At 70.5% G+C, this 24336-nt stretch carries 25 protein-coding genes and 1 tRNA gene; 18 read left to right on the top strand and 8 right to left on the bottom strand.

The window, feature by feature from the left end; genetic code table 11:
* Positions 1–27 precede the first annotated feature (27 nt).
* From P5P86_RS19915 to P5P86_RS19900, 4 genes are all read left to right on the top strand, one after another.
* Positions 28–1227 carry a thiolase family protein gene (locus P5P86_RS19915; protein ID WP_280609190.1) on the top strand — a complete coding sequence of 400 codons (1200 nt, stop codon included), beginning with the start codon at positions 28–30 and terminating at the stop codon, positions 1225–1227.
* Between the two features lies 1 nt (position 1228).
* The gene (locus P5P86_RS19910) at positions 1229–1924 is read left to right on the top strand and encodes a 3-oxoacid CoA-transferase subunit A (protein WP_280609189.1); all 696 of its coding nucleotides are present in this window, start codon (positions 1229–1231) and stop codon (positions 1922–1924) included.
* Positions 1924–2574 (top strand): 3-oxoacid CoA-transferase subunit B, encoded by a 651-nt coding sequence (locus P5P86_RS19905; RefSeq protein ID WP_280609188.1) that lies wholly within the window; start codon positions 1924–1926, stop codon positions 2572–2574. Before P5P86_RS19910 ends, P5P86_RS19905 begins: the two co-directional genes overlap by 1 nt.
* Positions 2575–2655: 81 nt before the next feature.
* A tRNA-Glu gene (locus P5P86_RS19900) sits at positions 2656–2728 on the top strand.
* 180 nt (positions 2729–2908) lie between these two features.
* On the opposite strand, the gene P5P86_RS19895 is transcribed toward P5P86_RS19900, so the two are convergent.
* Entirely contained in the window at positions 2909–3121 is a 213-nt protein-coding gene (locus P5P86_RS19895) for a hypothetical protein (RefSeq protein WP_280609187.1), read from the bottom strand.
* 238 nt (positions 3122–3359) lie between these two features.
* Between P5P86_RS19895 and P5P86_RS19890 the strand changes: the two genes are divergently transcribed.
* Complete coding sequence (locus P5P86_RS19890) at positions 3360–3941, top strand: hypothetical protein (protein ID WP_280609186.1); 582 nt, start codon at positions 3360–3362, stop codon at positions 3939–3941.
* Between the two features lie 980 nt (positions 3942–4921).
* Entirely contained in the window at positions 4922–5863 is a 942-nt protein-coding gene (locus P5P86_RS19885) for a DUF389 domain-containing protein (RefSeq protein ID WP_280609185.1), read from the top strand.
* Here P5P86_RS19885 and P5P86_RS19880 read toward each other — a convergent pair.
* From P5P86_RS19880 to P5P86_RS19860, 5 genes are all read right to left on the bottom strand, one after another.
* Positions 5860–6534, bottom strand: coding sequence for a 3-oxoacid CoA-transferase subunit B (locus P5P86_RS19880; RefSeq protein WP_280609184.1), 675 nt, complete (start codon positions 6532–6534; stop codon positions 5860–5862). The genes P5P86_RS19885 and P5P86_RS19880 overlap by 4 nt on opposite strands.
* Positions 6531–7304, bottom strand: coding sequence for a CoA transferase subunit A (locus tag P5P86_RS19875; RefSeq protein ID WP_280609183.1), 774 nt, complete (start codon positions 7302–7304; stop codon positions 6531–6533). Before P5P86_RS19875 ends, P5P86_RS19880 begins: the two co-directional genes overlap by 4 nt.
* A 2-nt stretch (positions 7305–7306) precedes the next feature.
* Positions 7307–7852 carry a cupin domain-containing protein gene (locus P5P86_RS19870; protein WP_280609182.1) on the bottom strand — a complete coding sequence of 182 codons (546 nt, stop codon included), beginning with the start codon at positions 7850–7852 and terminating at the stop codon, positions 7307–7309.
* Positions 7849–8784 (bottom strand): MBL fold metallo-hydrolase, encoded by a 936-nt coding sequence (locus P5P86_RS19865; RefSeq protein ID WP_280609181.1) that lies wholly within the window; start codon positions 8782–8784, stop codon positions 7849–7851. The genes P5P86_RS19870 and P5P86_RS19865 overlap by 4 nt, the downstream gene beginning before the upstream one ends.
* Positions 8785–8899: 115 nt before the next feature.
* The gene (locus tag P5P86_RS19860) at positions 8900–9856 is read right to left on the bottom strand and encodes a LysR family transcriptional regulator (RefSeq protein ID WP_280609180.1); all 957 of its coding nucleotides are present in this window, start codon (positions 9854–9856) and stop codon (positions 8900–8902) included.
* Between the two features lie 61 nt (positions 9857–9917).
* Here P5P86_RS19860 and P5P86_RS19855 point away from each other — a divergent pair, with 61 nt between their 5' ends.
* On the top strand, positions 9918–10838 hold the full coding sequence (locus tag P5P86_RS19855) for a LysR family transcriptional regulator (RefSeq protein WP_280609179.1): 921 nt from the start codon (positions 9918–9920) through the stop codon (positions 10836–10838).
* A gap of 73 nt (positions 10839–10911) precedes the next feature.
* On the opposite strand, the gene P5P86_RS19850 is transcribed toward P5P86_RS19855, so the two are convergent.
* Together P5P86_RS19850 and P5P86_RS19845 are read right to left on the bottom strand one after the other, a co-directional pair.
* Positions 10912–12312 carry an FAD-binding oxidoreductase gene (locus tag P5P86_RS19850; protein WP_280609178.1) on the bottom strand — a complete coding sequence of 467 codons (1401 nt, stop codon included), beginning with the start codon at positions 12310–12312 and terminating at the stop codon, positions 10912–10914.
* A complete protein-coding gene (locus P5P86_RS19845; protein ID WP_280609177.1) occupies positions 12309–13445 on the bottom strand; it encodes an FAD-dependent monooxygenase in 1137 nt (378 codons plus the stop codon). Before P5P86_RS19845 ends, P5P86_RS19850 begins: the two co-directional genes overlap by 4 nt.
* A 235-nt stretch (positions 13446–13680) precedes the next feature.
* Between P5P86_RS19845 and P5P86_RS19840 the strand changes: the two genes are divergently transcribed.
* From P5P86_RS19840 to P5P86_RS19790, 11 genes are all read left to right on the top strand, one after another.
* On the top strand, positions 13681–14898 hold the full coding sequence (locus P5P86_RS19840) for a sugar ABC transporter substrate-binding protein (RefSeq protein WP_280609176.1): 1218 nt from the start codon (positions 13681–13683) through the stop codon (positions 14896–14898).
* 2 nt (positions 14899–14900) lie between these two features.
* A complete protein-coding gene (locus P5P86_RS19835) occupies positions 14901–16532 on the top strand; it encodes a sugar ABC transporter ATP-binding protein (protein WP_280609175.1) in 1632 nt (543 codons plus the stop codon).
* Entirely contained in the window at positions 16529–17623 is a 1095-nt protein-coding gene (locus tag P5P86_RS19830) for an ABC transporter permease (protein ID WP_280609174.1), read from the top strand. The genes P5P86_RS19835 and P5P86_RS19830 overlap by 4 nt, the downstream gene beginning before the upstream one ends.
* Before the next feature lie 138 nt (positions 17624–17761).
* A complete protein-coding gene (locus P5P86_RS19825) occupies positions 17762–18052 on the top strand; it encodes a putative quinol monooxygenase (RefSeq protein ID WP_280609173.1) in 291 nt (96 codons plus the stop codon).
* 6 nt (positions 18053–18058) lie between these two features.
* Positions 18059–19054, top strand: a complete 996-nt coding sequence (locus P5P86_RS19820) for a fumarylacetoacetate hydrolase family protein (RefSeq protein WP_280609172.1) — start codon at positions 18059–18061, stop codon at positions 19052–19054.
* Positions 19051–20427 carry an aldehyde dehydrogenase family protein gene (locus P5P86_RS19815; protein WP_280609171.1) on the top strand — a complete coding sequence of 459 codons (1377 nt, stop codon included), beginning with the start codon at positions 19051–19053 and terminating at the stop codon, positions 20425–20427. The genes P5P86_RS19820 and P5P86_RS19815 overlap by 4 nt, the downstream gene beginning before the upstream one ends.
* Positions 20424–20843: a VOC family protein gene (locus tag P5P86_RS19810; protein WP_280609170.1), complete on the top strand. Its 420-nt coding sequence runs from the start codon at positions 20424–20426 to the stop codon at positions 20841–20843. Before P5P86_RS19815 ends, P5P86_RS19810 begins: the two co-directional genes overlap by 4 nt.
* On the top strand, positions 20840–21607 hold the full coding sequence (locus tag P5P86_RS19805) for an SDR family NAD(P)-dependent oxidoreductase (protein WP_280609169.1): 768 nt from the start codon (positions 20840–20842) through the stop codon (positions 21605–21607). Before P5P86_RS19810 ends, P5P86_RS19805 begins: the two co-directional genes overlap by 4 nt.
* Before the next feature lie 29 nt (positions 21608–21636).
* The gene (locus P5P86_RS19800) at positions 21637–22587 is read left to right on the top strand and encodes a VOC family protein (RefSeq protein WP_280609168.1); all 951 of its coding nucleotides are present in this window, start codon (positions 21637–21639) and stop codon (positions 22585–22587) included.
* An 18-nt stretch (positions 22588–22605) separates the two neighbouring features.
* Complete coding sequence (locus P5P86_RS19795; RefSeq protein ID WP_280609167.1) at positions 22606–23367, top strand: SDR family NAD(P)-dependent oxidoreductase; 762 nt, start codon at positions 22606–22608, stop codon at positions 23365–23367.
* Positions 23364–24269 carry a fumarylacetoacetate hydrolase family protein gene (locus P5P86_RS19790; RefSeq protein ID WP_280609166.1) on the top strand — a complete coding sequence of 302 codons (906 nt, stop codon included), beginning with the start codon at positions 23364–23366 and terminating at the stop codon, positions 24267–24269. The genes P5P86_RS19795 and P5P86_RS19790 overlap by 4 nt, the downstream gene beginning before the upstream one ends.
* The last annotated feature ends 67 nt before the right edge of the window (positions 24270–24336 follow it).

Genomic DNA, 24336 nt, shown 5'->3' with positions numbered 1-24336 from the left:
TGGTTCCGGCGCGTTAGCGTCTTCAGTATGACCGCCTTCCTCTACGCCGCGACGCGAACGCCGTTCGGCAAGTTCAACGGCGCGCTCGCTGCGCACCGGCCCGACGACCTCGCCGCCGCCGCCATCACCGGTCTGCTCGACCAGGCCCCCGGCCTGGACCGGGCGGCGATCGACGAGGTCGTGTGGGGCAACGCCAACGGCGCCGGGGAGGAGAACCGCAACGTCGGCCGGATGGCCGCCCTCCTCGCCGGACTGCCGACGTCGGTGCCGGGCAACACCGTCAACCGGCTCTGCGGCTCCTCGCTGGATGCCGCCATGATCGGCTCGCGGGCGATCGAGACCGGTGACGCCGACGTCGTCCTGGTCGGCGGGGTCGAGTCGATGACGCGGGCGCCGTGGGTGCTGCCGAAGCCGGCTCGCCCGTTCCCCGCCGGCGACCTGACGGCCGTCTCGACCACGCTGGGGTGGCGGCTGGTCAACCCGAACATGCCCGCGGAGTGGACGATCTCGCTCGGTGAGTGCAACGAGCAGCTCCAGGACAAGTACGGCGTCAGCCGTGAGCGGCAGGACGAGTTCGCGGTCCGGTCCCACCGGCTGGCCGCGCAGGCGTGGGACGCCGGCTTCTACGACTCGATCGTCACCCCGGTCGAGGGCCTGGCCCGCGACGAGGGCATCCGCGCCGACTCCACCGTGGAGAAGCTGGCCGGTCTCAAGCCCTCCTTCCGCAAGGACGGCACGATCACCGCCGGGAACGCCTCGCCGCTCTCCGACGGCGCCTCCGCGGTCCTGCTCGGCTCCGAGCAGGCCCGCGACACGATCGGCGTCGACCCGATCGCTCGCATCGTCGGGCGCGGCGCCTTCGCCCTGGACCCGCAGGACTTCGGCTACGCCCCGGTCGAGGCGGCCGATCGCGCCCTGGCCCGGGCCGGGATCGGCTGGGACCAGGTCGGTGCGGTCGAGCTCAACGAGGCCTTCGCCGTACAGAGCCTGGTCTGCGTCGACACCTGGCTGAAGTCCGGCCTCGCGGATCCGGAGATCGTCAACCAGAAGGGCGGCGCGATCGCGATCGGTCACCCGCTGGGCGCCTCGGGCGGCCGCGTCCTCGGCACCCTCGCCGCGGTGCTGCGCGAGAAGAGGCAGCGCTACGGCGTGGCGGCCATCTGCATCGGCGTGGGACAGGGCCTGGCCGTCGTCCTGGAGAACCCGTCGGCGACGGGGGAGGCCTGAGATGGCCAGGACATCGATCCTCGAGACCGCCGACGAGGCCGTCGCCGGCATCGAGGACGGCTCGACCGTCCTGGTCGGCGGCTTCGGCCTGGCCGGCATGCCGTTCGACCTCATCGACGCGCTGATCCGCCAGGGGGCTCAGGACCTGACGATCGTGGCCAACAACGCCGGCAACGGCGAGGTCGGCCTGGCGGCGCTCCTCAAGGCCGGCCGGGTCCGCAAGGTCCTCTGCTCCTTCCCGCGGCAGGTCGACTCCTACGTCTTCGACGAGCTCTATCGAGCCGGTCGGATCGAGCTGGAGGTGGTGCCGCAGGGCAATCTCGCCGAGCGGATGCGCGCCGCCGGCGCCGGGATCGGCGCGTTCTTCTGCCCGACAGCCGTCGGCACGCCGCTGGCGGAGGGCAAGGAGCAGCGCACGATCGACGGACGCGAGTACGTCCTGGAGTACCCGATCAAGGGCGACTACGCGCTGATCGCCGCCCACACCGCCGACCGGCTCGGCAATCTGGTCTACCGCAAGACCGCGCGGAACTTCGGACCGGTGATGGCCACCGCCGCGACCACGACGGTCGCGCAGGTGAGCGCCATCGTGCCGACCGGCGAGCTGGACCCTGAGGCCGTCGTCACGCCCTCGATCTACGTCGACCGCGTGGTCCAGGTCGAGGCCCGCCACTACACCGTGCAGGGAGCGCGCTGATGACTGTAGAGAACACCGACCGGGGCCCCCTCTCGATGGACGAGCTCGCGCAGGTGATCGCGCGCGACATCCCGGAGGGCTCCTTCGTCAACCTCGGCATCGGCCAACCGACGAAGATCGCCGACCATCTGCCCGTCGAGCTGGGCGTCATCCTGCACACCGAGAACGGCATGCTCGGGATGGGCCGTAAGGCCGAGGGGGAGGAGGTCGACGCCGATCTCACCAACGCCGGCAAGGTGCCGGTGGTGGAGACCCCCGGCTGCTCCTACTTCCACCACGCCGACTCGTTCGCGATGATGCGCGGCGGCCACCTCGACGTCTGCGTGCTGGGCGCCTTCCAGGTCGGCCACACCGGCGACCTGGCCAACTGGAGCACGGGCAGGCCGGGCGACATCCCGGCGGTGGGCGGTGCCATGGATCTCGCGATCGGCGCCAAGGACGTGTTCGTGATGATGTCGCTGTTCGCGAAGAACGGCGAGGCGAAGCTCGTCGAGACCTGCTCCATGCCCCTCACCGGGGTGGGGTGCGTGTCTCGCGTCTACACCGACTACGCCGTCTTCGACCTCGGTCCCGATGGCGCCACGGTGCGCGAGACGTACGGCGTCTCGCTCGCGGAGCTGCGCGAGCGGGTGGCGGTCGAGCTGCACTGATCCTCGCCCGGAGAGGCCGCACTGAGTTGGGAGCGTCGCTCGGGGCCCCCTATGCTGATCGACGCGCCGACCGACGCGCACGCCCCGTTCGTCTAGCGGCCCAGGACCCCGCCCTTTCACGGCGGTAGCGCCGGTTCGAATCCGGTACGGGGTACGGACGGAAAAGGCCCCCTGACCTGCGGAAACGCAGTTCAGGAGGCCTTCGTCTCGGGGGCTTGACAACGGTGCTGGCGACGAAAGGGCGACACCTTGTTGCCCGATGAGGTCGAACGGCTCGTCGTGGGCGTCCTCGCTGGCAGGCGAAATCGAGTGGTTCTCGACGGCTGGCGGCTCGTCACGGTCGGCTCGCTTCTGTGCGCCCAGCCCATCCCTTGCCCTGGACGGGCGTCACCGACTCCGCGATGACCGCTCGACGCAGTGAGAGGTCGTGACGCCGGACCTTGAGTGCCGCCATCTCGCCGAACCGCACGCCGGTGTAGGCCAGGCGCCCGACCTGGGTGTGAGTGAGATGGCGACGCTCGCCCTTGACCGGCCGGGGAAGGTTCACCTTCTCAGGACCCGAGTCGAGATCAGATATCGGTTCGCGAAGGTGCCCTGCTGGTCCGTACCCTCGTCGTTGGCGCCTTTACGGCTCTGGCGGAAAAGCGCTCGGATACTCAGCAAACTTGCGGACAAGACTGCCGACGAGACTCGATCTCCCCTGTCGGGCCTCATTCGGAGAATTCCAGGATCCTGGGCAGATAAGCTCGCAGTCTTTATCAATTATCTCGTTCGAGAAATTAAAGATGACGGCCACCTGGGTCATCAAGGAATCAAAAGAATATTCGGTCCCCGACTCCTGTCCGGCGGCTACCGCTTTCTCGCTCGACACGGATGAAGTCAACTATTTGATCCGCGACATTTTGTCCGGCGCGTACGGTATCATCCATTCAAGGAAGCGCTTTTTTCGCGCATGGAGGGCTGGTGCGACACCGATGGGCGACTTCAATCCGGGAGTTTCACATAGCGAAAGCTGCGCCTTGGGTTGCCGCTTGAGGAGTAGAGAGTTTCGCACTGTGGGCAAAAGAGTACTTCACCAGGAACTGTTTTCTCCGCGTCATCAAGTTCGGCCAATCTGGTTGGGATTTTTATTCTCAGTCTGGTTGGGGGCGCTGGCCGTATTCCTCATTTGCTATGGTGGCGACTTGCTGCTCCGCACACATGTGCTCTCGGGGCTCTCTTCTTGCGTTTTTGGAGTCGCACTCGGTTCGATGGCTGTGGCCCCCAGGCCCGGCACTGGCCATATCTGGATCAAGGCTTTGGGCAACGCATCCCTCTTGTTGGTGATTCTCATGATTATCCTAAGCCTTATCGCTCGGGCGTCTTGAAGAAGATGTGGCTCGGGCGGAGCTAGATACGCTGGCGCGAGGGGCCCCGACCGCTGGTCGAGGGACACCTTCGGTCTCATCGGCCCAGGGCCTGCAAGTGCTGGGCGATTCCCAAGGCGCTGTTCGCACAGTCAGGATGGCGAGGAGTTGCGCGTTCGTCAGTCGCCACCAGGATGGTTCGGGCTGGCCGGGATAGGCCGTGGTCGTCGGGTTCGTTCGGGCTGCTCTGTTCGTGCACCCGCCGCGAACGCATTCGTCTCCGCAGCAAGGCGGGTCAGTTGACGACGCCCCGCTTCCAGCCTCAGCGGACCGCTGAGGTTCTGAACGAGCACGGTGTCCGCTACATCGTGATCGGCGGGTTCGCCTCCCAGATCCACGGCGCGACCCGCGAGACCTAACGCCGCAATGGTGTCCTCGTGGTGTCGTGTCTGGATGGTGAGTCCTTGTGTGGGCCCCGCTTGCCAGAGGGCTTGGTGGAGGCCGGTCGACCTCGGTCCCGAACCGGACATCGGCTGCCACCGCCCAGGTCCAACCTCGCTCCAAGGCAAGGCATCTTTGGGGGAGAATCGACACCCGCAATCGAGCGACATCAACCTACGGGATCGTTCGCACAGCAGTACTGATCGCGCCGGTCGCGCCAAACGGCTGTCGTCGAGCGACCCCACCGCCCTGGATCGTCGCGTCCGGGGTGAACTGCCTAGGTGGCTGGTGGCCACGTGGCGACAGCATGGCAACACCAGAGCCGAGAACGCTCCTCGTTGTCCAGCAGTGCTCAACTGCGGCTGTAGGCTCTGGCCTGCTGATTCAGATCACGACCGTGACCGCCCACGTTCCATCATCTCTTCTTTCGACTTTCCCGGCGGTAGCGCCGGTTCGAATCCGGTACGGGTACGGACGGATCTGACCCTCTGAACTGCGGAGACGCGGATCAGGGGGTCATCCTCATCGAGAGGTGGTTCTCAAGCGTGGAGCATCTGCGAGTGACCTCGCCCACCCGGATGACCGACCGGGTCGTCGAGGCGCTCACCGGTGATCCTGCGGTCAGCCAGCTCGCGGTGCTCCGCGGCGCCTCGGTGCGGCCCGAGGGCGACATCGTGCTGGCCGACGTCGCCCGCGAGGCCACCGACGACATCGTCGAACGGCTCTCGGCCCTCGGCATCCCCGAGTCCGGCACGATCCACATCGAGCCGGTCACGACGTGGATGTCGCGGGCCGGCCTGGACGCCGAGCGGCGCACTCCGGGAGCGGGCGCCGATGCGGTGGTGTGGGCCGAGGTGACCCAGCGTGCCTACGAGGAGACGGAGCTGAACTGGACCTACCTGGCGTTCATGACGCTCGCGACCCTGCTGGCGTCGGTCGCCATCGTCGTCGACTCCCAGATCCTGGTGATCGGCGCGATGGTGCTCGGTCCGGAGTTCGTGGCGATCGCCGCGCTGGGGCTCGCGCTCGTACGTCGCCGGCGCGGTCTCTTCACCGGCGCCGCCCGCACGTTGGTCGTCGGTTTCGCTGTCGCGATCGCCGTGAGCACGATCGCCGCCCTCGCAGCTCGGGCGCTCGGTTGGGTGACGGTCGAGGACGTGACGGGGAAGCGGCCCGGGACCAGCTTCATCTACAGCCCGGACAAGTGGTCGTTCATCGTCGCGCTGATCGCGGCCGCGGCCGGCGTGCTCTCGCTCACGAGCGCCAAGGTGGGCGGACTCTCGGGTGTGTTCATCTCCGTCACCACCGTCCCGGCCGCCGGCAACGTCGCCCTCGGCATCGCCTTCGGGGCTCGCCACGAGCTGCTCGGCAGCGCCGCGCAGCTGGCGGTCAACGTCTCGGGCATGGTCATCGCCGGCTGGTTCACGCTCGCGCTGCAGCAGGCGATCGGCAACCGGATGGCTCGGCACCGCCGGCGGGTCCTCGCCCGACAGCGCGGCTAGTCCCGGCCCCGCGCGCTCGCCGCCGCCCCGGCGTCAGTCGGCCTCTCCGCGATCGGTGGCTCGGTGGCTCGACGTACCTCGTCCAGCGTCACGCCCGGGGCGAGCTCGACGAGGGTCAGCCCCTCGGGCGTGACGTCGAGGACGCACAGATCGGTGATGATCCTCTGGACCACGCCCTTGCCGGTGTAGGGCAGCGTGCATTCCTCGACGATCTTGGGGGAGCCGTCCTTGGCGGTGTGCTCCATCAGCACGATGACCTTCCGGGCGCCGTGGACCAGGTCCATCGCGCCGCCCATGCCCTTGACCATCTTGCCCGGGATCATCCAGTTGGCGATGTCGCCGGTCGCGGAGACCTGCATGGCCCCGAGGATGGCGGCGTCGATCTTGCCGCCGCGGATCATCCCGAAGGAGGTCGCGGAGTCGAAGAAGCTGGCTCCCCGACGGACCGTGACGGTCTCCTTGCCGGCGTTGATCAGGTCGGGGTCGACCTCGTCCTCGGTGGGGTAGGCACCGGTGCCGAGGATGCCGTTCTCGGACTGCAGGACCAGCTCCAGGTCGTCGGGCACGAAGCTCGGCACCAGGGTGGGCAGCCCGATGCCGAGGTTGACGTAGTCTCCGTCGGCTAGCTCCGCAGCGGCTCGGGCTGCCATCTGGTCGCGGTCCCAGCTCATCCCCGGCTCCTCACGGTCCGCTTCTCGATCAGCTTGTCCGCGGCCTGCTCGGGCGTGAGCGGGAGGACACGCTGGACATAGACCCCGGGCAGGTGGATCTCGTCGGGACCCAGTTCGCCGGGCTCGACCAGATGCTCGACCTCGGCGATCGTGACCCGACCGCACATCGCGGCGAGTGGGTTGAAGTTGCGTGCCGCGGCCCGGAAGACCAGGTTGCCGTGCCGGTCGCCCTTCCAGGCGCGCACGAGGCCGAAGTCGGCGACGATCGCCCGCTCCAGCACGTACTCCCGAGGCCCGTCGGGTCCCTCGAAGGACTGCACCTGTTTGGCCGGGGAGGCGATCGCCACGTTGCCGTGGCCGTCGTACCTCCACGGCATCCCGCCCTCGGCGACCTGGGTGCCGACGCCGGTGCGGGTGTAGAACGCGGCGATGCCCGACCCGCCGGCTCGCATCCGCTCGGCCAGGGTGCCCTGGGGGGTGAGCTCGACCTCGAGCTCACCGGCCAGGTACTGGCGGGCGAACTCCTTGTTCTCCCCGACGTAGGACGCGACCACGCGCCGCAGCCGGCCGGCGCCCAGCAACAGGCCCAGGCCCGCGTCGTCGACGCCGGCGTTGTTCGAGAACACCTCCAGCTCGTCGGCGCCCGAGGCCAGCAGCGCCTCGATCAGCACGGCGGGGATGCCACACAGCCCGAACCCGCCGACGGCGAGCGTCGAGCCGGACCCGACGTCGGCCACCGCCCGCGCCGCCGAGGAGACCACCTTGTCCACGACTAGTCTCTCGGGCCGCCGTGCATGAGCCCGGTCAGGCCGCCGGGCAGCGAAGCGGCGAGCGCCTCGTCGAAGGCACCGTCGACGAGCACGAAGACCACCTTCGCCGTGACGTCGCCGCGGTTGGCCCACGCGTGGTCGGTACCGCGCTGCACCACCACGTCACCGGCGCCCAGCGTCACCTCGGAGTCGTCGAGGATCAGCGTGATCTCACCCTCGATCACGATGCCGTAGTCGATCGACGCGGTGCGGTGCACCGGGGACTGCAGGCCGCGCTCGTCGAGGAAGCCGGGCGCGAACTCGTTGATCCGGATCTTCGTCCCCCGCTCCGGCGGCGGTACGGCGAGGGTGCGCTGCGTCGGCTCGTCCGCCTCGACGGCGGTGATCAGCGCCGGAGCGCCCTCGGTGTTCCATATCTCGTGGAAGTGGACGCCGTCCTCGGGCAGGTGCCGGCTGACCGGCACCGGCCCGTCGGAGACCACGACCGAGACGCCGTCGGGCGTGTGCCCGGTGACGACGCGCCGCGGCGCGGGGAACCGCGGGCTCACGCGTTGGTTCCGATCGGGCCGCCGTGCAGCGCCACCATCTCCGGCCAGAGGCTCGGAATGGTCAGCGGCACCGGCGGTTCGTAGTCGGTCAGCTCCGCGTAGGCGCGATGCAGGTTGCACACCACGCGCTCGCCCTCGGGCCAGTCGCGGTAGGGGTCCTCGCCCTGAGCGGCCTTCTGCGCGGCCTCGAGCGGGGTGAGGCCGGCGGCGTACGACTCGAGGGCGAGCGCCGAGATGTAGGCGACGTACCCGTCGAGCTCGTCGAGCACCCGCTGCACCTCCTCGGCGCTGCGGCAGGCCGGACCGTGTCCCGGGACGAGCGCCTCGGGACCGAGGTCGCGCATCGCGTCGAGCGCGGCCTTGAAGCCGAGCATCGAGCCCTCCATGAAGATCGGGTGGCCGCCGGAGAACGCCAGGTCTCCGGCGAAGAGCACCTTCTGCTCCGGCAGCCAGACCGCCACGTCGTTGGTGGAGTGCGCAGGCCCCAGGGTGATCAGCTCGACGGCGAAGTCCTCCAGGTGCAGGGTCAGGCGCTCGGAGAACGTGACGTCCGGTGCGCGCACGACCAGTCGGCCGTAGTCGGCGGGCAGCTCCTTGGTGGCGGCCAGGCCGGCGCGCAGGATGCCTTCGCGGGCCAGGTGGTGGCCGACGATCGTGGTGGTGGCGGGCAGGAAGCCGTTGCCGTAGGTGTGGTCGGGGTGGTGGTGGGTGTTGACGGCCACCTTCGGGTCGCGGGCGCCGAGGCCCGCCACCTCGGCCAGCAGCGCCCGGTTGCGCTTCTCGGTCGAGGTGGTGTCCACCAGGACGGCATCGCGCGCGGCATCGGTGATGATGCCGCAGTTGTTCACCATCCAGCCGCCCGCGGGCTGGACGTAGGCGTGGACGCCCTTCGCCAGCTCCTGCACGTACGGCGCTCCGTCGTCCCAGCTCACTGTGCCTCTCCTCGCTGTGGTTGCGGTCACAGTCAGCCCGAGATGAGACGCGGCTGCAAGGGTCGGGACCATCGCCAGGACCGATCACTGGCATCGGCGGGAGCCGCGGGGCGGCTCAGGGGTGCTGGTCCTCCACGGTGACGGCGACGTCGTACAGGAGCTGGCGCAGCCAGACCACCGACGGATCGTTCTCCCGGCGCGGATGCCAGTGGGCCGCCTCGGTGATCCGCACCGGGCCGAGCGGGGTGCGGGCGGCTGTCAGGTTCAACATGTCCAGGCAGCGCTTGGCCAGCCGGGACGGCACGAAGCAGCACATGTCCGTGCCGGCGACGGCGAACGGCAGCGTCAGGAGGCTGCGCACCCGGACCAGCACGTTGCGATCGGCGATGCCGTGGCGCTCCAGCTCGACCTCGAGCGGACGCCTGACCGGGCCGGCCGCGGTGAACTCGGCCACGGCGTGCTGCATCTCGTGCAGGTCCTGCAGGCTCAGCGCGCCGTCGCGCAGCCGCGGATGCTGCCGATCGACCAGGCACACCAGCTCGTCGGTGGACACCGGCTGGGAGCGCCCCGGGAAGTCGAAGCCGAGCGGCGCGATGATGAGGTCGCGGCGCATCAGCTGCGCGTCGATCTGCTCACGGTCCAGGTCCAGCGGGTCGAGGGTGATCGAGCAGGCCGGGGCCAGCTCGGTCAGGATCCGCGCCAACGGCTCGGCCAGCACGGTCATCGCATACTCCGACATGCTCACCGCGAAGCGCTTGGCGCTCGTGGCGGGGGAGAAGGCGCGTTCGGTCCCCAGCAGGGCCTCGGCCGCCTCGACGGCGTCGGTGACCGCGGGACGCAACCGCTCGGCGGTCGGGGTCAGCTCGAACCCGCGGCCGGAGCGGACCAGCAGCTCGTCGTCGAAGTGCTTGCGCAGCCGGGTCAGGGCGCCGCTCATCGCGGGCTGGCTCATCATCAGGCGCTCACCGGCACGGGTGAGGTTGCGCTCCTCGAGCAGCGCGTGCAACGCGAAGAGGAGGTTGGCGTCGACCTCGCGCAGCCGCTCCCGGGTCCCGGGCTCCTGTGTGACCATGGCCATGGAACTCTAGTCGTCACCGCCCGCTCCCGGGCGCCGAGGGAAGAGAAGACACGACATGGCGCTGGGTGGCACCGACCTCAACCTGCTGCTCCCGCTGAAGGTGCTGCTCGAGGAGGGCAACGTCACCCGAGCCGGGCACCGGCTCAGCCTCAGCCAGCCGGCGATGAGCGCGGCGCTGGCGCGGCTGCGGCGGCGCTTCGACGACGAGCTGCTGGTCCGGGCGGGACGCGAGTACGAGCTGACGCCGTTCGCTCGGGACCTGCTGCCCGAGGTGCAGCAGGCGGTCCGGCTGGTCGGGGTGGCGCTCGACCTGGAGGACGCCTTCGATCCGAGCACCAGCAGGCGCACGTTCCGACTGGTGATGAGTGACTACGCGATCGCCGCGATCCACGAGCCGCTGGTGCGGCTGGTGGAGGCCGACGCTCCCGGCGTACGCCTGACGATCGGGAACCTCGGCTCCGGGTCGCACCTGTCCGAGCGGCTCCTGGTGGACCACGACGCCGTGGTCGCACCGATGGGCTTCGGCTTCCAGGGCGTCTCGCGACCGTTGTGGACCGACCGGATGGTGGTGCTGGTCGACCGGCGCAATCCGCGGCTGCGCGACGGCGCGCTGAGCATCGACGACCTGCGCGCCCTGCCGTACGCCGCCGGTTCCTTCGGCGCCGGCGTGCTCACCCCTGTCGACAGGGTCTTCGGCGAGCTGCACATCGAGCACCGGCCGGTGCTGCAGGTCTTCGGCTTCCTGCCGTTGCCCTTCGTCATCGAGGGCACCGACATGTTCGCCGTGGTGCCCGAGATGCTGGGCCGTCTCCACGCCCGCCCGGACGGACCGCTGGTGATGGTGGAGCCGCCGTTCGGCGAGGTGCTGCTCGCCGAGGGCTACTGGTTCGCCGAGCACCGGCTCGCCGATCCCGCCTATCGATGGCTGTTCGGCCGGCTGGAGGCGGTCGGCGCGGAGCTCACCCCCGCCGGCTGAACGATCGTTCGCCCCGCCAGGGGGAGCCGGGTCGTGTTGAGCGGATGGTCAGCTCGCCGACGGCTGGGAGGTGTCACTGCCAGTGGTTCGCGTTCGCTGCCCCCTCCGGGCCGGCGAGGTAGCCCACGAACAGGCCGTCGGGGTCCCGCTCGGCGCGGATCCGGCCCAACCGCTCCCACGACTCGTCGGAGAGGAACCGCAGCTGCCGGTGGGCGAGGTCGCTGTCGCCGAGGTACTGACCCACCGTGACCGGCTCGAGGTCGGCCATCGCGCGGTCCAGCCAGGCGCGGTGCGCGGCGTCCTCGGCCGGGTCCTCCCACAGGACGTAGGACGCCAGGTAGATCTCGGACTGGACCGAGAACGCCATGTCCGGCAGCTCGCGTAGCGGCGCCATGCTGAACCAGATGGTGAACGCCTTCTCGTTCGGCAGCGTGGTGTAGGCCCGGCGCATCGCAGGCACCACCTCGGCGGCGGTCCCGGAGAGCCAGGCGTTGTCGACGACCCAGCGGTGACCCTCCGGGTTGGCCAGGATCTGTTGGGCCCGCTCGGCGTCGAACGTCGTCGGCTCCGCGTCCACCACCAGCAGGGCCCGGTCGAGTGCCGGGTTGTCCCGGAACGGCGCCAGCGCCGCGTCCGCCTCCCGCTCGTCGTCGACCATCGCCACGCCGGTGACCAGGAGCACCGGGTCGGGGGAGAGGTGCGGGTCGGTCATGGTCAGCGCCACGATCTCGACGGTGCCGGCGATGCTCGCATGCGTCTCGTGCAGCCAGGTCATCACCTCGTCGAAGTCGTCGAGACCGAAGGCCTGGACGGTGTGCGCGAGGTAGCCGGGGTGTGGCCGGGTGCGGAGGTGGAACCGGGTGACGACGCCGAAGAAGCCCGGCCCGGCGCCGCGCGCGGCCCAGTAGAGGTCGGCGTTCCGGGTCGCGTCGGCACGGACCAGCTCGCCCTCGGCGGTGACCACGTCGATGGCCTCGACGTACTCCGCCGCCCAGCCCCAGCCACGGGCGTTCCAGCCCTGGCCGCCCTGGAGCAGGAAGCCGCCGATGCCGACGGTGGGGCAGTGACCGCCGACGAAGAACCGGCCGCGCTCGGCGAGGTAGGGGCCGAGCTCGCTGCCGCCCTGGACCGCTGGTGAGGCGGTGACGATGCCGGTCGCCTCGTCGTACGCCATCTCCTTGAGCGCGCCGAGGTCGAGCACGAGCGCGTCGTCGCGCACCGACCACTGCGCCCAGCTGTGGCCGCCGGAGCGGACCGCCACCCTCCAGCCGCGCTCGCGGGCCAGCCGCACGCCCTCGACCACGTCGCGCTCACTGGCCACCCGCAGCACTGCCGCGGGGGAGCGGTCGCTGAGCCGGCGGTTGAAGATCCGGTCGACGCGGGCCTCCTCGAAGCCCGGCTCACCGCGCAGGATCAGTTGCCCGTCGAACGTTCGGCCCTCGGCACTCGCACCGGCACTCGCACCGGCGCTCACGCCGGCGCCACCAGCGCGCCGAGGGTCTCACCCATCAGCCGCCCCGGGTTCTCGTCCGGGTCGACGCCGGGGTGGATCTCCCACTCGGCGAGCTTGAGCGAGTTGTCCAGGACCATCTTCACGCGGGGGAAGCGGCGCTGCCAGAACGCCGGCAGGACGTCGTCGATCTTGTCGCCGTCGGTGAGCATCTCCGCCAGGACGACAGCGTCCTCCGCACACATCGCGGCGCCCTGGGCGATCAGCGGCGGGCAGGCGTGGGCGGCGTCGCCGACGATGATCACCCGGCCGCGGTACCACGGCTCGTCGACGCAGATCGCCTCGATCCACTGGTAGTTGACCAGGGCGTCGTCGGCGAGGCTGTCGCGCACCTCGCCCCAGGTTCCGCCGTACCCGCGACCGCGTTCCTTGAGCTCCTTGCCGCGGGCGCCCTCGCCCACGTAGGAGCGGTCGAGGTTCTCCTCCAGCAGGAAGGCGTAGCAGAGGTCATCGGAGATCGGGGTGTAGCCGGCCTTGAACTTCGGGCCGCCGTAGTACATCTCCGAGCAGTCCATCTGGGCGGGACGCTTGGCGACGGTGCGCCAGATGCCCATCCCCACCGGCCTGGGCTCGGTCTCGATGCCCATCATCCCGCGCACCTTCGAGCGGATGCCGTCGGCCCCGACGAGCAGGTCGACGGTCTCGGTGGTTCCGTCGGAGAGGGTGACGGTGACAGCGTCGCCGGCGTCCTCGAAACGGGTCAGCGTCGTCCCGAGCCGTACGTCGACGCCCGCGGCGACCACCTCCTCGGCGAGGATGTCGGCGATGTCACCGCGCACGGCGCCCATCGTGCCGGGCAGTCCGGGTCCGCCCATCGGCGGCGTGGCGATCTCGGCCAACAGCGTGCCGTCGGCGCCGCGCAGCCGCAGCTTGTCGAACGGGTAGGCGCGTTCGGCGAGGCGGTCGTAGATCCCGACCGCGCGGAACGCCTTCAGGGCGTTGCCCTGCAGGGTGATGCCGTGACCGACACCGCGCAGGGTGTCGCGCAGGTCGACGAGCACGACCTCGACGCCGCGCTGTGCCAGCGCGAGGGCGAGCACGCCGCCGGTGATGCCACCGCCGACGATCAGGACCCGGCTGGTGCGGGACTCGGACATGGGGCCTCCTTTGTGTCTTCGGTCACAGGAAACCGTTCGGCCGCCGGACGCGGAACCCCGCCCGCGCTGATGCCAGGCATCGCCCCCGACGCCCCGGTCGGGACGAATGCCAGGCATTCGCACGGACGTTTTCCCCTCCGCCGTCGGGCTGGGTCACTCTTCGGTGAGTGACCTCAGTCACACGGTCTCGGATGGGAGGCGGCGACGCGTGCCGTCCGTTCACGAAGGAGCAGAAATGAGCCAACACCTCAGCACAGACAGCCGCACCACGCGGCCGACCTGGCTGCGGAGCGGCCGCCGGGCGGCCAGACTCGCCGCCCTCGGCGCCGTCGTCGCCCTCGCCGGTACGACGCTGGTCGGCTGCGGCAGCTCGGGCTCGAACAGCACGAGCGCGTCGGACTCGACCTCCACGACGGTCGACGCCGCCGCTCAGACCGCGCTGGCCACGGCCTACAAGGGCCTGGGCTCGGACCTGGCGAACCTGCCGAAGGTCACGCCCAAGGCCGGCGTCAACTTCTACGTCATCTCCTGCGGCCAGGCGGTCTCCAGCTGCTCGGCGCCGACCCAGGCGATGATGGATGCCGCCAAGGCGGCCGGCTGGTCGGCCCACATGGCCGACGGCAAGCTGAGCCCCGACGGCTTCGCCGCGGCCATCCGCCAGGCGATCGCGGGCGGCGCCAACGTGATCGTGCCGGTCGGCTTCGACTGCCAGGCCGCCCAGGCTGCCTTCCAGGAGGCCAAGAAGGCCGGCATCACCGTCGTCGGCGGCGGCGGTCCCGACGACTGCAAGCCGGCCCTGTGGGCTTCCGAGCGACCGTGGGTCAGCGGCTACACCGGCGTGCAGGAATGGAACACCTTCGGTCAGTTCGGCGCGGACTGGGCCTACGGGCAGAACGGCGGCGACGTGAAGGCGATCACCCTGACCGCCTCGACCAACAGCTGGGGCCAGTGGATCACCGACGGCTTCAACGCCGAGCTGAAGAAGCTCGGAGGTGGCTCGGTCGAGCAGAACATCGACATCTCCGACCCGGAGACGGCCGACGGCTCGTTCGTACAGAAGGTGACGACCGCGCTGCTGGCCCACCCCGACGTCAACGTCCTGCAGGTCCCTGTCGGTGGCTGGCTCAACGCCGGGCTGTACCAGGCGATCGTCTCCTCGGGGCGCAAGAACCTGACGATCGTGGTCGGCGGTCAGTCCGACGCCTCGACCATGGACCTGATCCGCAAGGGCACCCAGAACGGGATCAAGCTCGGCGCGACTCCGCAGGCCCAGGAATGGGGTGCCTGGGGATCCATCGACACCGCCATCCGGGTGCTCGCCGGTCAGAAGCCGGTCGACATCGGCGAGGAGATCCAGGCCGTCGACGCGGACCACAACCTGCCGAAGTCCGGCGCCTACCAGGGTTCGGTCGACTGGAAGTCGGCGTTCCTGACCTCGTGGGGCAAGGCCTGATCGTGGTCCCGACGCAAGCGCAGCAGGCGGCGGCCGGGACCTCCCCGGCCGGCGGCCGGCCGGCGGCCGGTGACGTAGCGGTACGCGTGGCGGGGCTGAACAAGAGCTTCGGCTCGGTCAGGGTCCTCAAGGACGCCTCGCTCACCGTCCGGCGCGGCACCGTGCACGCCCTCCTCGGCGGGAACGGGTCGGGCAAGAGCACGACCATCAAGATCCTGGCGGGGGTCTACCAGGCCGACTCCGGTGACCTCGACGTCCGCGGAGAGTCCTACGACCTGGCCGGCTACACCCCGGCGACCGCCGAGCGGGCCGGCCTGCGGTTCGTCCACCAGGACCTCGGCCTGTTCGACGACCTCAGCATCGAGGAGAACTTCGCCCTCGACGCCGGCTACCCCCGCAACGCCGCCGGCGGCATCGACTGGAAGCGGCTGCGCAAGCGGGTCGCGGAGCTGATCGCGGCGTACGAGATCCAGGGCGGTCCGCGGACGCCGGTCAACCGGCTGCGCCCGGCCGACCGCACCCTGGTCGCGATCGCCCGCGCCCTCCAGGACGACGAGTCCGGCAACTGCGTGGTCGTGCTCGACGAGCCGACGGCATCGCTGGGCAAGAAGGAGTCGGAGGAGCTGCTGGGGCACGTACGCCGCCGCGCGGACGCGGGGCAGACCTTCGTGATCGTGAGCCACCGGATGCAGGAGGTGCTCTCGGTCGCCCAGGACTTCACGATCTTCCGCGACGGCGTCGTGGTCGGCGAGCTCGTCGACGCACACCCGACCGAGGACGAGATCGTCGCGATCATGGCGGGTCGTGCGGTCGCCGCCCTGCGGCCGACCGGCTCGATCAGCCACGCGACGACCGATCCGGTCCTGGAGTTCCGTGGCATCGGCGGCGGCGCCCTGACCGGCGTCGACCTGACCGTCCACCGCGGTGAGATCGTCGGGGTCGCCGGGCTGGCCGGGTCCGGTCGCTCCACCCTGCTGTCCATGGCGTTCGGTGCCGTCCGGCCCGCCACGGGGGAGATGCGGCTCACGGGCGCGCCGTTCGCGCCGCGCAGCATCGACGCGGCGATGAGGGCGGGAGTCGCCCTGGTTCCGGAGGATCGCGCCCACGAGGCGGCGTTCCCCGACCTGACCACCGACCAGAACCTGTCCATGAGCGTGCTGCACCGGCTGTGGCACGGTGGCCTGATCCGCCGGCGCGAGTCGCGGGCCAACGCCCAGCGGCTGATCGAGAAGTTCGGCATCAAGGTCGCCGGACCCGAGGCGCTGTTCAGCTCGATGTCGGGGGGCAACCAGCAGAAGGTCGTCATCGCCCGCTGGCTCCAGCGCAACCCGCAGGTGATCCTGCTCGACGAGCCCACCCAGGGCGTGGACGTGATGTCGCGCGCCGACATCTACGGGGTGATCCGCGAGGCGGCCGCCGAGACCGGCGCCTGCGTCCTGATCGCGTCCAGCGACCTCAGCGAGCTGCACGCCCTGTGCGACCGGATCGTCGTCCTGGGCGAGGGCCGGATCAGCCACGAGGTGGTGGCCGGCGAGGTCAGCGTCGACGACCTGACCGCGCTCGTCCTGCGAGCACCCCAGTCCCAGCACCCCATGCACCCCACGCAGCAGCACACGGAAGGCAGCCCGGCATGACCGACACCTCGCAGACGCACACCCCGTCTGCCCAGACGAACCCGTCGGAACCGACCGAACCGGCCCCGACGACCCCGCCCGGATCGAACGGCTCGACGCGGCACGCGGCCGCCTCGGCACTGAGCAGCGGCGGCGTGGTGCGCTTCCTCGAGGCCTACGCCCTGGTGCTCATCACCATCGCGGTCGCGATCTTCTTCTCGGTGACCCACCCGGCGAGCGTCGCGTTCCCGACGATCAACAACTTCAACGTCGTGCTCGGCAACAACGCGGTGGTGCTGCTGCTGGCCCTGGCGGCGCTGTTCCCGCTGGTGAGCGGCTTCTTCGACTTCTCCCTCGGCTCCACCGCCGTCTTCTCCTCGGTGCTGTGCGCCGGTCTGCAGACCAAGTCGGGACTGCCGCTGGTCGTCGCGATCATCATCCCGCTGCTGGTCTCGCTGGTGATCGGCGTGGTCAACGGCCTGTTCGTGACCACGTTCAAGATGAGCCCGTTCGTGACCACGCTGGGCATGGCGACGCTGCTCTCGGGCGTGACCATCTGGTACTGCAACGGCCGCACCTTCGTCCTCGACGGCTCCTCGGCGCTGATCTCGTTCGGCTCCTCGCGCTGGTTCGACCTGCCGGCTGTCTTCTTCGTGGTCCTGATCGTGGCCGCCGTGGTCTGGTACTTCTTCCGGCACACGCCCTACGGCCGCTCGCTCTACGCGATCGGCTCCAACGCCACCAGCGCGCGGCTGGTCGGCGTACCCGTGGACCGCAACGTGTGGACGGCGTTCGTCGTCTCCGCGCTCATCGCCGGCTTCGCCGGGATCCTGCAGCTCGGCCGGCAGGGCAGCGCGACGGCCGTCGACGGCGGCACGCTGCTCTTCCCCGCCCTGGCGGCGGTCTTCCTGGGCGCGACGGCGATCATCCCCGGCTTCTTCAACGTCGTCGGCACCGTGATCAGCGCGATCTTCGTCTCGATCGCCGTCAGCGGTCTGACCCTGATGGGCGCCAGCGGCTGGGCGACCAACGTCTTCAACGGCGGTGCGCTGCTGGTCGCCGTCGGCCTGTCCACCTACCTCGGGCGTCGCAAACTGCGCGGTCAGGGCTGACCTCGCGCTGATGCCAGCCATCGCTTGAGGCGCGTTCCGCCGGGCCTCTCCCACGCCTAGCGTGGACGTATCCCCCACCTTTCCCGGGCCGCCGTCGGCGTCCCTTCCCCTTCACCCCCCATCTTCGAGGAGAACCCCATGGCCTACGTCGTCAGCGCCACCTGGACCGTCCAGCCCGGCAAGGAGGACGTCGTCCGCGACGCGATCGAGAAGCTCACCCCGCCCTCGCGCCAGGAGCCGGGCAACCTCTTCTACCAGGCCTACCAGGACCCGGCCGAGCCGAGCGTCTTCCGGCTCTTCGAGATCTACCAGGACGAGGAGGCGTACGCCGCCCACGGCGCCTCGGAGCACTTCGCCGAGTACGGCCTCGGCCAGGCCATCCCGGTCCTGGCCGACCGTGAGCGCGCCTTCTACGAGACGATCGGCTGAGCTGACATGCGTCTGGCAGCTTTCCGCCGTACCGACGAGCCGGCCGGCACCCGCCGCGTCGGGCTCGTGGTCGGCGACCGCTCCACGTGGTGGCTGCACCCCTTCCCCGAGGGCACCGACCTGGTGGAGCTGCTGGCGGCCCCTGCCGCCGAGCGCGAGCAGGCCGCCGACGCGGCCGCCCAGGGTGACGGGCTGCACCGCGAGGACGTGGTGCTGCTGCCGCCCGTCTACCCGGTGGCGATGCGCGACTTCCTCACCTTCGAGGCGCACGTGGACGGCATGGAGCGCGGTCACGGCAATCCCGGGCCGCCGGCCGAGTGGTACCAGGCGCCGGTCTTCTTGTTCATGGCGCCGCACGCGGTCGTCGGCGCTCACGACGAGGTCCCGATGCCGCCCGACACCGAGCGGTTCGACTTCGAGCTCGAGATCGCCGCGGTGATCTGCCGCGACGTGCGTGACGTCACCCCGGAGCAGGCCCGCGAGGCCATCGGCGGCTACTGCATCATGAACGACTGGTCGGCCCGCGACGTCCAGGGCACCGAGATGAAGCTCAAGCTCGGGCCGTCAAAGGGCAAGGACTTCGCCACCACCATCGGCCCGTGGGTGGTCACCGCCGACGAGCTGGAGGAGTGCCGCGACGCGGACGGGTTCCTCGACCTGGAGATGACGGTGAAGGTCAACGACCAGCAGGTCGGAGCTGATCGCTCGGGCCACATGGGCTGGTCGTTCGAGCAGCTGGTCTCGCACGCGTCGCGAGCCTCGTGGGTCAAGGCCGGGGAGGTGCTCGCCTCGGGCACCTGCGCGTCCGGTTCGCTGGCCGAGTCGTGGGGCCGCAACGGGTCGCTGACCCCGCCGCCGCTGCAGGTGGGTGACGTGGTGGAGATGTCGATCGAGCGCCTGGGCACGATCCGCAACCCGGTCGCGCCCCGGACCGCGAGCGTCGCCGCGGTGACGCCGGCCCGCCGGCGTACGGACCGGGCACGGCTGGAGGAGTCGGCATGAGCCAGGTCGTCACCACGAACCCGGCGACCGGCGCGGTGCTCGCGACGTACGCCGCGCACGACGAGGCCGGCATCGAGCAGGCCATCGCCGAGACGTACGCCGCCGCGCAGCTGTGGCGCGCCACGCCGCTCGCGGAGCGGCTGACCCTGCTGCGCGGCGTCGGCAAGCTGCTCACCGAGCGCCGCGAGGAGTACGGCGCGCTGATCACCGCCGAGATGGGCAAGCCGATCACCGAGGCGCTGGGGGAGATCGACAAGTGCGCCTGGAACTGCGAGGTCGTCGCGCAGCACGCGCCGCAGTGGCTGGCCGAGCGCGAGATCGTCTCCGGAGCTTCGCGGTCCTGGCTCACCTATGAGCCGCTCGGGGTGGTCTTCGCGGTGATGCCGTGGAACTACCCGTTCTGGCAGGTCATCCGGGCCGGGGCCGGCGCGATCGCCGCCGGTGACGCGTTGCTGCTCAAGCACAGCCCCGACGTGACCGGTGCGGCGCTCGCGCTCGAGGCGCTCTTCGCCGACGCAGGGGCGCCGACCGGTCTGCTGCGCTCGCTGGTGGTGGCCGCTGAGGACGTCCCGGCCGTGTCCCAGCGGATCGTGGCGGACCCACGCGTCGCCGCGGTCACCCTGACCGGCAGCGAACGGGCCGGCTCCGCGCTGGCCTCCGCCGCCGCCGCGCAGATCAAGAAGGCCGTGCTCGAGCTAGGCGGGTCCGACCCGTTCGTCGTGCTGGCCGACGCCGATGTCGAGGCTGCCGCCACCGCGGCGGCCAGGTCCCGCTTCGGCAACGTCGGCGAGAGCTGTGTGGCTGCCAAGCGGTTCATCGTGCACGAGTCGATCGCCGACGCGTTCCTCACCGCCTTCCTGGCACGGGTCGCCGCCCTGGAGGTCGGCGACCCCACGCTTCCCTCGACCACGCTCGGCCCGATGGCGCGGCCGGACCTGCGGGAGGCTCTCCTGCGCCAGGTCCGTGCGACGGTCGAGCAGGGCGCCACGCTCGTCACCGGCGGCGAGGCGATCGAGGGCCCCGGCGTGTTCCTCGAGCCGACAGTGCTCGACCACGTCGTCCCGGGCATGACCGCCTTCACCGAGGAGACCTTCGGGCCGGTCGCGGCGATCGTGCGCGCCCGCGACGACGACCACGCCGTCGAGCTCGCGAACGACACCGCGTTCGGCCTCGGCTGCGCGGTGTGGGGCGAGACCGAGCACGCGCTGGCGGTCGGCGGCCGGATCCGTTCCGGCGGCCTGTTCGTCAACGCGATCGTGGCCTCCGACCCGCGGTTGCCGATCGGCGGCATCGGGCGCAGCGGCTACGGCCGCGAGCTCTCGGCCGAGGGCATCAGGGAGTTCACCAACGTGCGCACCGTGGTGGTGGCATGAGACTCGATCACGTCGGCCTGACCGTCGCGGATCTGCCGGCGATGCAGACCTGGTACGCCGAGGCCCTCGACCTCACCGTGGAGTTCGAGTTCACCCTCGACCACGTCGACCTCACCGGCGCGATGCTGCGCTCGCAGAACGGTTGGCGGCTGGAGCTGCTGCACCGGCCGGAGGGCGGCCCCGGCCTCCGCGCCGCCAGCCCGGTCGAGGCGGCGCTGACCCACGGCTTCGGCCACGTGGCCCTCGACGTACCGGACGTCGACAGCGCCTACGAGGCGCTGCTCGCCTCGGGCGCGAGCGACCGGATGTCGCCGCGCCCCTCGCCGGAGCCGGGTGTCCGGATGGCCTACGTGGCCGACCCCGAGGGGAACCTGGTCGAGCTGCTCGACCGCACGAGCGCGGGAGCACACGCATGAGCGGACGTCTGGAGGGCAAGGTCGCCCTCATCACCGGGATCGGCGGCGGGATGGGCCGTGAGGCGGCCCGTCGCTTCGCCGCGGAGGGTGCGAAGGTGGTCGGCTGCGACCTCGACGCGGAGGGCCTCGAGGGGACCGTCGCCCTGGTCCGCGCCGAGGGTGGGGAGATCACCGGCGACGCTCCGGTCGACTGCGGCGACGCGGTTGCGGTGGAGCAGTGGATCGACGCGGGCGCGCAGGTCTACGGCGGGATCGACATCCTCTACAACAACGCCTCCATCCAGCGCTTCGGCGCGATCGACGAGATCTCGGTCGAGGACTGGGACTTCGCCATCGACATGGAGCTCAACATCGTGTTCTACGCGGTGCGCGCGGCCTGGAAGCACCTGAAGGCGAGTGGTGGCGTGGTGGTCAACATCGGCTCGATCGCCGGCACCCGCGGGGTGGAGTTCATGCCGCAGAACGCGCACGGCGCCGCCAAGGCGGGCGTGATCAACCTGACCCAGCAGCTCGCCGTGGAGGGCGGCCCGCACCGGATCCGGGCGGTGTGCATCTCGCCGGGCTTCGTGCAGACGCCGGCGACCAGGTTCCTGGTGGACGACCCGCCGCCGGCGATGAAGGCGACCTGGGACCGCATCCCGTTGGGCCGGGTGGGCCGGCCCGAGGACGTCGTCAGCGCGGCGGTGTTCCTCGCCTCGGACGAGGCGTCCTGGATCACCGGCGTCAACCTCGTCGTCGACGGCGGCGGCTCCGTCCTCGGCTGAACCATCGACCTAGACAAGGAAGCAAGACGATGAACACTCACCTGAACGAGCACGGCATCACCCACCTGCGGCACGTCGACCTGGCGGTCCCGGACTTCGAGAGGCAGCGGACCTTCTACAAGGACACCTGGGGCCTGACCGAGGTCGGCACCGACGGCGATCTGTCCTACCTCGCCGCCGAGGGCTCCCCGGAGCAGTACATCGTGCGGCTGCGCAAGGACGCCGAGAAGCGGCTCGACCTGATCTCCTTCGGCTCCGAGAGTCCCGAGACGGTCGACGCGCTCGCCCAGAAGCTGGCCAGCCAGGGCATCCAGCTGGTCAACGAGCCCGACAAGCTCCAGACCGCCGGTGGTGGCTACGGCTTCCGGTTCTTCGACATCGACGGCCGCACCATCGAGATCAGCTCCGACGTCGAGACCCGTGCCTTCCGCGAGATCGAGGAGAAGGAGGCCATCCCGGTCCGACTCTCGCACGCGGTGATGAACTCCCAAGACCCCAACCGGACGCGCGACTTCTACGCGAGCGTGCTCGGCTTCAAGCTCTCCGACACCCTGTGGGGCGAGCACATGGGCGAGATGATGCACTTCATGCGGTGCAACGACTGGCACCACTCGCTGGCCATCGCGCGCGGCCCGCACACCGCCGTCCACCACGTCTCCTTCGAGATGCGCGGCCTGGACGAGTACCTCTACGGCACCGGCCGCGTCATGCGTGCGGGCATCAAGAAGATCTGGGGCCCGGGTCGCCACCACGCGGGCAACAACACATTCACCTACTTCCTGGACCCCAGCGGCAACACCATGGAGTACACCACCGAGCTGGAGCGCCTGACCACCGACCAGTGGCACCCGCACGTCTACGACATCGCCGACCCGAACACCCAGGACATGTGGGGCATCGCCGATCCGATGAGCGAGTTCATCGCACGCGACTCCTTCAACGACCCGGACCGGGGCGTCTTCGTCGCCCCGCCGGTCTGAGTCACCGGGAGGGGTCTGGTGAGACTGCAGGACAAGATCGTCGTCGTGACCGGTGCGGCCCGCGGCCAGGGCGCCGAGGAGGTCCGCGCGCTGGCCGCCGAGGGTGCGTACGTCGTGGCCACCGACGTGCTGCCCTTCGACCCGCGCGATGAGGCGTGGGACGGCGGCCGCGTCGTCGAGCGTCACCTCGACGTCACCGACGCCGCGGCCTGGGCCGAGCTGGCCGACTGGCTTCGCGCCGAGCGCGGCCACGTCGACGCGCTGGTCAACAACGCCGGCGTGGCGGCCCGCGAGCGGCTGCCGCACGTGTCGCTGGAGGGGTGGCAGCGCGCCTTCGACATCAACGTCACCGGACCGATGCTCGGCATCCAGGCGCTGGTGCCGCTGATGCCGCAGGGATCCAGCATCGTGAACATCTGCTCGGTGGCCGCGATCAGCGGGCACGCGGCTGCGGCGTACACGGCGAGCAAGTGGGCGCTGCGCGGGCTGACCCGCTCGGCATCGCTGGAGCTGGGGTCGCAGGGCATCCGGGTCAACGCGGTGATGCCGGGCCTGATCGACACCCCGCTGATGGCGAACGCCTCGCCGGCGTTCAAGGAGGCGGCGCTGAGCGAGGTGCCGCTGGGCCGGATCGGGGTGCCGGCCGACATCGCGCCGACCATCGTCTTCCTGTGCTCGGACGACTCCTCCTACTACAACGGCGCCGAGATCGTGATCGACGGTGGTCTGACCGCGCACGTGTCGCACAAGCGCATCGCCGACGCGACCAGGCCGGCATGAGGCTCGCGACCGTCAGCCAGGACGGCCGGCGCTTCGCCGCCGTCGTGGCCGCAGCGGGAACGGTGCACGAGATCCGCGGCCGCACGCTCGAGGACCTGGTCTCGGGCGGCCTTCCGGCGGCGCTGGAGGCTGGTCGGGCGGCCCTCGCCGAGGGTGGTGTGCCGCTCGACGGGGTGCGCCTGGAGCTGCCCTACCGGCCGGCCAGCGTGCGCGACTTCGTCACCTTCGAAGCCCACGTCGAGGGCGTACGCCGCAGTGTCGACGGCGCTGTCGGCGTCCCCGAGGCCTGGTACGACGCGCCAACGTTCTACTTCACCAACCCGCACGCGCTCTTCGGCCCGGACGAGCCCATCCGGCGGCCGGCGACGTGCCGCAGGCTCGACTTCGAGCTCGAGGTCGGGGTGGTGGTCGGCCGCGACGGCAGCGACCTGGCGGAGTCGGAGGCGGCCGAGGCGATCTTCGGGTACACGATCGTCAACGACTGGTCCGCGCGCGACCTGCAGAGCCGGGAGATGCAGGTCGGTCTGGGCCCGGCGAAGGGCAAGGACTTCGCCACCTCGATCGGGCCCTGGATCGTGACGGCGGACGAGCTGGCGCCGTACGTCGACCCCCGCGGCTTCCTGGACCTCGACTGCCGGGTGTCGGTCAACGGCTCGCAGGTGGGCCGGGACCGGCTCTCCAGCATGCACTGGACCTTCGCGCAGATGATCGCCTACGCCTCCCGGGACTCCCTGGTCCGCGCCGGCGACCTGCTCGCCTCCGGCACCACCGGTGGCGGCGGCTGCCTGGCGGAGCTGTGGGGCCGGTACGGCGAGGATGCGCCGCCGCCGCTCGAGCCCGGCGACGAGGTGCGCATCGACGTCGAGGTCCTCGGCACGCTTGCGGCGTCCGTCACCGCCTGACGCAGTCGCGGCGGACGCCCGCTCGCCGGCCGGGGTATTAGTTCCCTGGGCGAATCAATCAGGCGAG

It is taken from the genome of Nocardioides sp. BP30 (genome assembly GCF_029873215.1).
GTDB lineage: Bacteria > Actinomycetota > Actinomycetes > Propionibacteriales > Nocardioidaceae > Nocardioides.
The sequence above is the reverse complement of the archived record's forward strand: the minus strand, read 5'-3'. Positions and strand labels throughout refer to the sequence as shown.